At 68.1% G+C, this 6,212-nt stretch carries 5 protein-coding genes; 4 read left to right on the top strand and 1 reads right to left on the bottom strand.

Annotation, left to right across the window (positions count from 1 at the left end):
* Nucleotides 1-588: 588 nt before the first annotated feature.
* Nucleotides 589-1,842: a beta-ketoacyl-ACP synthase II gene (gene fabF, locus ACOJUJ_RS06960; protein ID WP_420126130.1), complete on the top strand. Its 1,254-nt coding sequence runs from the start codon at nucleotides 589-591 to the stop codon at nucleotides 1,840-1,842.
* 1,062 nt (nucleotides 1,843-2,904) lie between these two features.
* Nucleotides 2,905-3,471, top strand: a complete 567-nt coding sequence (locus ACOJUJ_RS06955; RefSeq protein WP_420126129.1) for a hypothetical protein — start codon at nucleotides 2,905-2,907, stop codon at nucleotides 3,469-3,471.
* 89 nt (nucleotides 3,472-3,560) lie between these two features.
* Here ACOJUJ_RS06955 and ACOJUJ_RS06950 read toward each other — a convergent pair whose 3' ends face one another.
* A complete protein-coding gene (locus tag ACOJUJ_RS06950) occupies nucleotides 3,561-4,646 on the bottom strand; it encodes a M28 family peptidase (protein ID WP_420126128.1) in 1,086 nt (361 codons plus the stop codon).
* A gap of 236 nt (nucleotides 4,647-4,882) precedes the next feature.
* Between ACOJUJ_RS06950 and ACOJUJ_RS06945 the strand changes: the two genes are divergently transcribed.
* Nucleotides 4,883-5,743, top strand: a complete 861-nt coding sequence (locus tag ACOJUJ_RS06945) for an alpha/beta hydrolase family protein (protein ID WP_420126127.1) — start codon at nucleotides 4,883-4,885, stop codon at nucleotides 5,741-5,743.
* A 120-nt stretch (nucleotides 5,744-5,863) separates the two neighbouring features.
* Nucleotides 5,864-6,100: an indolepyruvate ferredoxin oxidoreductase subunit alpha gene (locus tag ACOJUJ_RS06940; RefSeq protein ID WP_420126126.1), complete on the top strand. Its 237-nt coding sequence runs from the start codon at nucleotides 5,864-5,866 to the stop codon at nucleotides 6,098-6,100.
* The last annotated feature ends 112 nt before the right edge of the window (nucleotides 6,101-6,212 follow it).

Below are 6,212 nucleotides of genomic sequence, written 5' to 3'. Positions count from 1 at the left end.
GGGTGGGGTTTTTGGGGGGGTGGGGGGTGGTTTGGTGGCCCGCCCCCCTCCCCGGCCCTCCCCCACAAACTGCGTGGGGGAGGGGGTGCGACGCACCTTGTCGAAGCGCGATCGAAGTCCACCTCCCCAGGGGTTTTGGGGGAGGTGCGAGCCTAGGCGAGTAAGGGGACGCCTCGCGGACGCAGTTCGATCTTCGTCGGCGTGCTGAAGTCCACCTCCCCCAGGTTTTTTTGGGGGAGGTGCGAGCCTAGGCGAGTAAGGGGGCGCCCCGCGGACGCAGTTCGATCTTCGTCGCCGGGCTGAAGTCCACCTCCCCCAGGGGTTTTTGGGGGAGGTGCGAGCCTAAGCGAGTAAGGGGGCACCCTGCGGACGCAGTTCGATCTTCGTCGGCGGGCTGAAGTCCACCTCCCCCAGGGGTTTTTGGGGGAGGTGCGAGCCTAAGCGAGTAAGGGGGCGCCCGCGGACGCCGTGTCGATCTTCGTCGACGAGCCACGATCCCGGTTTTGCGGACCGATAGGTCTCTTTCGGCGTACGGGGAGCAGTCGAACCGTTTGCAAGACAGTCGATCACCAGCAAGAAGATAGAACGGTGGCACGCAGGGTCGTCATCACGGGCGTGGGGATGGTCACGGCGCTGGGGAATACGGCGGCGGCGACCTGGGACGGCGTAAAGGCCGGCCGGTCTGGCGTGGGGCCGCTCACCAAGTGCGAGCTGCCGGGGATCGCGCCGGAGATCAGCATCGCGGCGGAGGTGAAGAACTTCAGCCCCGAGCCGGTGCTGAACCACAAGGACGCGCGGCGGATGGACTGGTTCATCCAGTACGCGCTGGTCGCCGCGGACGACGCCATGCGCAACGCGGGGCTGGGCGGCCTGCAGCCGGTGCCCAATCCGCAGGAGACGGGTACCATCATCGGCTCCGGGATGGGCGGGCTGATCTCCATCATGGAGACCAGCGACATGGCGCGGGACAAAGGGCTGAACCGCGTGTCGCCGTTCTTCATCCCCGCCAGCATCATCAACCTGGCCAGCGGGCAGATCGCCATCCGCACCGGCGCGCAGGGGCCCAGCTACGCACCGGTAAGCGCGTGCGCCAGCAGCAACCACGCGATCGGCGAGGCGTTCCACGCCATCCAGCGCGGCGACGCGGTGATGATGCTGGCCGGCGGCACCGAGGCGTGCCTTACGCCCATCTCGTACGCGGGCTTCGCGGCGGCGCGGGCGCTGGCGACCACGTACGACTCGCCCGAGACGGCGTCGCGGCCGTTCGACGTAAAGCGCAGCGGCTTTGTGCACGGCGAGGGCGGCGGCGTGCTGGTCCTGGAGGAGCTGGAGAGCGCCCGCGAGCGCGGCGCGCCCATCCTGGCCGAGATCATCGGCTTTGGCATGAGCGCCGACGCGTTCCACATCACCGCGCCGCCGGAGAACGGCGAGGGCGCGGCGCTGGCAATGAAGCGCGGTCTGCGCAGCGCCGGGATCGTGCCGGAAGAGGTGACGTACGTCAACGCGCACGGCACCAGCACGCCGGTGGGCGACCTGGCGGAGACGCGGGCGCTCAAGTCGGTGTTCGGCGATCACGCGCAAAAGCTGGCCGTCTCGTCCACCAAGTCGATGATCGGCCACGCGCTCGGTGGCAGCGCCAGCATCGAGGCGGGCGTCTGCGCGTTTGCCATCCACGAGGGCATCATCCCGCCCACCATCAACCTGACCGACCCCGACCCCGAGTGCGACCTCGACTACGTGCCGCACACGGCGCGGCAGGCGGCACTGGACGTGGTGATCAGCAACTCGTTCGGCTTCGGCGGCGCGAACACGACGCTGGTGATGCGGCGGTTCGACGGGTAGGAACGGCAGGGAATAGGGAATAGGGAATAGGGAACAGCCTGCAACTGCCTTCGCGGTTGCAGGCTGTTTCGCGTTCTGGCTGCAACGCAGCCAAAACAAGAAGCGCGCTCCCATCTTGAGCCTGAGAGGGCGTTGAGAAACCTCAGTTGTTCCTCCAGAAGCACACTGTCATCCTTGAGAAACCTCAGTTGTTCCTCCAGAAGCACACTGTCATCCTGAGGGAGCGCACGCCCGTAACTTTCATAGCCACATAAGCTTGCGCGCGACCGAAGGATCTTTGTCGGGTCGCGCGAGACCCAGCCCTCAGGAGCCGTTCAAGACACTCAGTCAGGCCAGACAGGGTCCTTGGGTCGGTACATCCTCTGAGGAGCCTGGGAGTAAGGCGGGCTTCATTGCGCTTCGGATGGAGATCCTTCGGTCGGCGCACGGGCTGTCGCGTGTCACCGACGGTTCCGGGCGGCGCCTCTCTCAGGATGACAGGTTTGTCGGGTCGCGCGAGACCCAGCTCCCGGGAGCCGTTCAAGACACTCAGTCAGGCCAGACAGGGTCCTTGGGTCGGCGCATCCTCTGAGGAGCCTGGGAGCAAGGCCGGGCTTCATTGCGCTTCGGATGGAGATCCTTCGGTCGGCGCACGGGCTGTCGCGTGTCACCGACGGTTCAGGGCGGCGCCTCTCTCATACCATCTCTCGGATTTCGATGTGCAGTGAGGGGAACGGTTTTCACGCGGAGGTGCGGAGAAAACAGAAGAGGCGCGGAGGGAACGCCCAAAACGCCTCCGCGCCTCATCAGTTCCTCCGCGCCTCCGCGTGATGTCTTTCCGTCGTTCCTCTGATTGCACAACGAACTGCGAGAAATGGTATCAGGATGACAGGCGGATGATAATGACAGGTGGGGGTGGACGGGGGCTCCGAGACTGAGGTTCAGGAATCGCCGGTTCATTCCGGACCCGGTGATGATCGATCCTGTGTCCCGGTTTGGGCGGGATGTGCGTTCTTCGGCTGCACGATTTGCTTCCCTGCGCCGGCAGCCCGCACTCTTTCCCGATTTCTTCAGGATCACGCGATGATGATGCATCGAGCCCTGCTTGGCCTTGTTGCCGCCGCATGCGTGGCCGCTGGTCCCGCAAACGCCGCGGCGCAGAAGATGTTCGGGCCCGCCCTGGAGGCGAGCTTCGGCGTGTTCGCGGGCGCGGGCGGAACCTTCGACGCGCGCCGGGGGCCGGCGCTGGACATGAGCGTGGCGCTCCCGCTCGGCAGGATGGAGTCGGGAACGCTGGTCGGGGGCGTCACGGCCGGAATCAGCGGCCCGCTCTCCATGACCGACATCTGCAGGGTTGGTCCGAACGACACGTGCATGCCTGACTATCCCGTGTTCTTTACGCTGGGCGCGGTGGCGGGCGTGCAGCAGGCGATCGGCGCGGGGTTCTCGGCGCGGGCGCTTGCCGGGCCGGCGTATTTTCAGGGAGCCGAGACCAAAGATGCCTTTGGCCTGCAGGGGCGGCTGGACGTGGCCCGGCCGCTGTTCTTTCACACCGCCGTGATCGCCTCCGTGCGCGGCTCGCTGCTCCCGCGGTACGAGGGGGAGACGCTCAGCTACACGGCATTCGGGCTGGGGCTGCGCATCCAGTAGGTCGAACGCGGATCCACCACGCGCGGAAAGGCCCGCCACCCGATCGCCGGGTGGCGGGCCTTCTTCTTTGCGCTGGGTTCAGCGACCGATCAGTCGCGGCCGCCCCGCGTCATCCGCCGCACCTCAGCCAGGCCGGATGCAGTCCACTCGGGGCGCTGCGGCGTGGTCGCGATGGAGTTCGCGGTGAGAAACACCAGGCGCGCCACGCGGGCGGCCTTGTCCACGTCCAGGCTTTCCACCTCGTCCGACGGCTGGTGGTAGTCGTCGTGCACACCGGCAAAGAAGAAGATGGCCGGGATCTCCTTGCGCGCGAAGTTGTAGTGGTCGCTGCGAAAGAAGAAGCGCTCTTCGGGCCAGCGGTCGTTGGCGGGGGTAATGCCCACGATGCCGCGGTGCTCGCCCGCAAGGCGGTCCACCAGCGGGCCCAGCGACGAGTAGTCCTTGCCTATCACCACCACGTCACCGCCGTCGTTGCGGCCGATCATGTCGATGTTCACGTTCGCCACGATGCTGCCGATGGGCACCGTGGGGTTGTTGCTGTAGTACTCCGACCCCAGCAGCCCCTTCTCCTCGCCGCTCACCGCCAGAAAGATGATGGAGCGTGCCGGCCGCCGCGGCATGGACGCAAAGGCCTCGGCCACCTCCACCAGGGCGCTGGTGCCGCTGGCGTCGTCGTCGGCGCCGTTGTAGATGCTGTCGCCGCGCACGGGGCGCCCCACACCCACGTGGTCCATGTGCGCGGAAAGCACCACGTACTCGTTGCGCAGCGTGGGGTCGCCGCCGGGAAAAACGGCCACTACGTTGGGCGCGATGCCGGATCCGCCGCGGCCGCGCAGCGGGTAGCGCTGGATGAATCCGCCCTCGCCGGCGCCGCCCTGCAGCCCCAGCCGCGCGAACTCGCGGGACAGGTACGCCGCGGCGGAGTCCAGTCCCGGGCTGGGCGTGTCGCGGCCGCGCAGCGCGTCCGAGGCCAGGTAGGCCACGTGCCGGCGCATGTCGTCGGCCGTGATGGTGGCCGCGGCGGTCGCGGCGGCGCCAGAGCCGGCGGCGCTCACGCCCGTGGCCGGCGGCGTGACGGCCCCGGTGCCGGGGCCGGTGGCGGGCTCGCTTCCCGCGGTGCCGCTGGCGCACGCGGAGAGCGCCGCGAGGCCTGCAATGGTCAGAATCCGCTTCATCGTCTCCATCCATGGGTGCGGTTCGGCACCGCCAGCGCACGTGCTGGCGCGGTCCCGGGTGCGGGAGGATACACGCTCGTTCGCCACGGGGGCAAGTCGGACGCCACGAACGCCGCTTCCGGCGGGACGAACGCGTCGCGGGGGAGGTGGAACGACGCGGCCCGGGTTATGATGATGAAGCGCATCCGCTCCCGCCATCCCAGACCGGTGCGGGGCCCAACCAGCACGACGGACGCATGCCTGACGATTCCACCACCGCCATCACCTGCACCACATTCGAGCTTCCCTCGCCGGACGGCGGGCCCCCGGTGCGCGGCGACGTGCGCGTGCGGCAGGGGCACCGGGCGGACGCGGCCATCGTCTTTTGCCACGGCTTCAAGGGATTCCGCCGCTTCGGCTTTTTTCCCAACCTGGCGCGCGCGGCGGCCCAGCGGGGCTTTGCGGCGGTCACGGTGGATTTCTCGCGCAACGGCATTGGCCCCGACGGCGCCGACACCTTTTCGGCGATGCACCTGTTCACCGAGCACACGCACACGCGCAACCTGGACGAGATCCGCCGCGTGACGGACGTGCTGGCGCGCGGCGCGCTGCTGGACCGGCCGGCGCGGCGCATCGGCCTGTTTGGCCACTCGCGCGGCGGCGGCGAGGCGGTGCTGGCGGCGGCCGCGGACCCGCGGGTGAACGCGCTGGTCACCTGGGCCGCCATCGCCAGGGTGGACCGCTGGACGCCGGAGCAGGTGGCCGCGTGGAACGCCGGCGGCAACGTGGAGATCGAGAACGCGCGGACGAAGCAGATGATGCCCATCGGCCCCGACTACTGGCGCGACCTGGACGCCAACCGCGCGCGGCTGGACATCCTCGCCGCCGCCACGCGCGTGACCGTGCCCTGGCTGATCGTCCACGGCGACGCGGACGCATCCGTGCCGGTGGACGAGGGGCGCCAGCTGTTCGACGCCGCGGGCGAGGATACCGAGCTGCTGGTGGTGGAGGGCGCGGACCACGGCTTCAACGCAAAGCACCCGTACGCGGGCGCCACCCCCGAGCTTCGCGTGGCCGCCGAGGCCACCCTGGAGTGGTTCGAAACGCACCTGGACTGAAGCGTTTCGAACGAGCGTTCGAAGAGGGTGTGGACAAGCGCCGGACTCGTCGTTAAGATACCGCATTCCGGCCGAATGCGAGCTTACAATCCCTGGCCCTGACCCCTGCTGGAGAACCAGATGCCCTACGTGATCGCGGAGCCCTGCATCGGCACCAAGGACGCGAGCTGCGTCGAGGTCTGCCCGGTTGACTGCATTTACGAGGCGGACGATCAGTACTACATCAATCCGGACGAGTGCATCGACTGTGGCGCGTGCGAGCCGGAGTGCCCCGTGCAGGCCATCTTTCCCGACACGGACGTGCCGCCGGAGTGGACCGACTACATCGAAAAGAACCGGGTGATGTCGGAAAAGTAAGCCGCTCGCGCCGGACGCACCGGGGGCCGCCTTCCACATGCTGGGAGGCGGCCCCTTTGCTTCTTCTCGAGATCCCACAGAAGGGGGCCTCACACGGAGTCAACGGAGTTAA

It is taken from the genome of Longimicrobium sp. (genome assembly GCF_048594345.1).
In the GTDB taxonomy this organism is placed as follows: Bacteria; Gemmatimonadota; Gemmatimonadetes; order Longimicrobiales; family Longimicrobiaceae; genus Longimicrobium.
Note: the sequence above shows the minus strand (reverse complement) of the source record. Positions and strands in the feature narration are given on the sequence as shown.

Excerpts from the sequence above, each read along its gene's own strand:
- ACOJUJ_RS06950 (WP_420126128.1), bottom strand. The coding sequence starts at position 4,646 with ATGAAGCGGATTCTGACCATTGCAGGCCTCGCGGCGCTCTCCGCGTGC.
- ACOJUJ_RS06955 (WP_420126129.1), top strand. The coding sequence starts at position 2,905 with ATGATGATGCATCGAGCCCTGCTTGGCCTTGTTGCCGCCGCATGCGTG.
- ACOJUJ_RS06940 (WP_420126126.1), top strand. The coding sequence starts at position 5,864 with ATGCCCTACGTGATCGCGGAGCCCTGCATCGGCACCAAGGACGCGAGC.
- ACOJUJ_RS06945 (WP_420126127.1), top strand. The coding sequence starts at position 4,883 with ATGCCTGACGATTCCACCACCGCCATCACCTGCACCACATTCGAGCTT.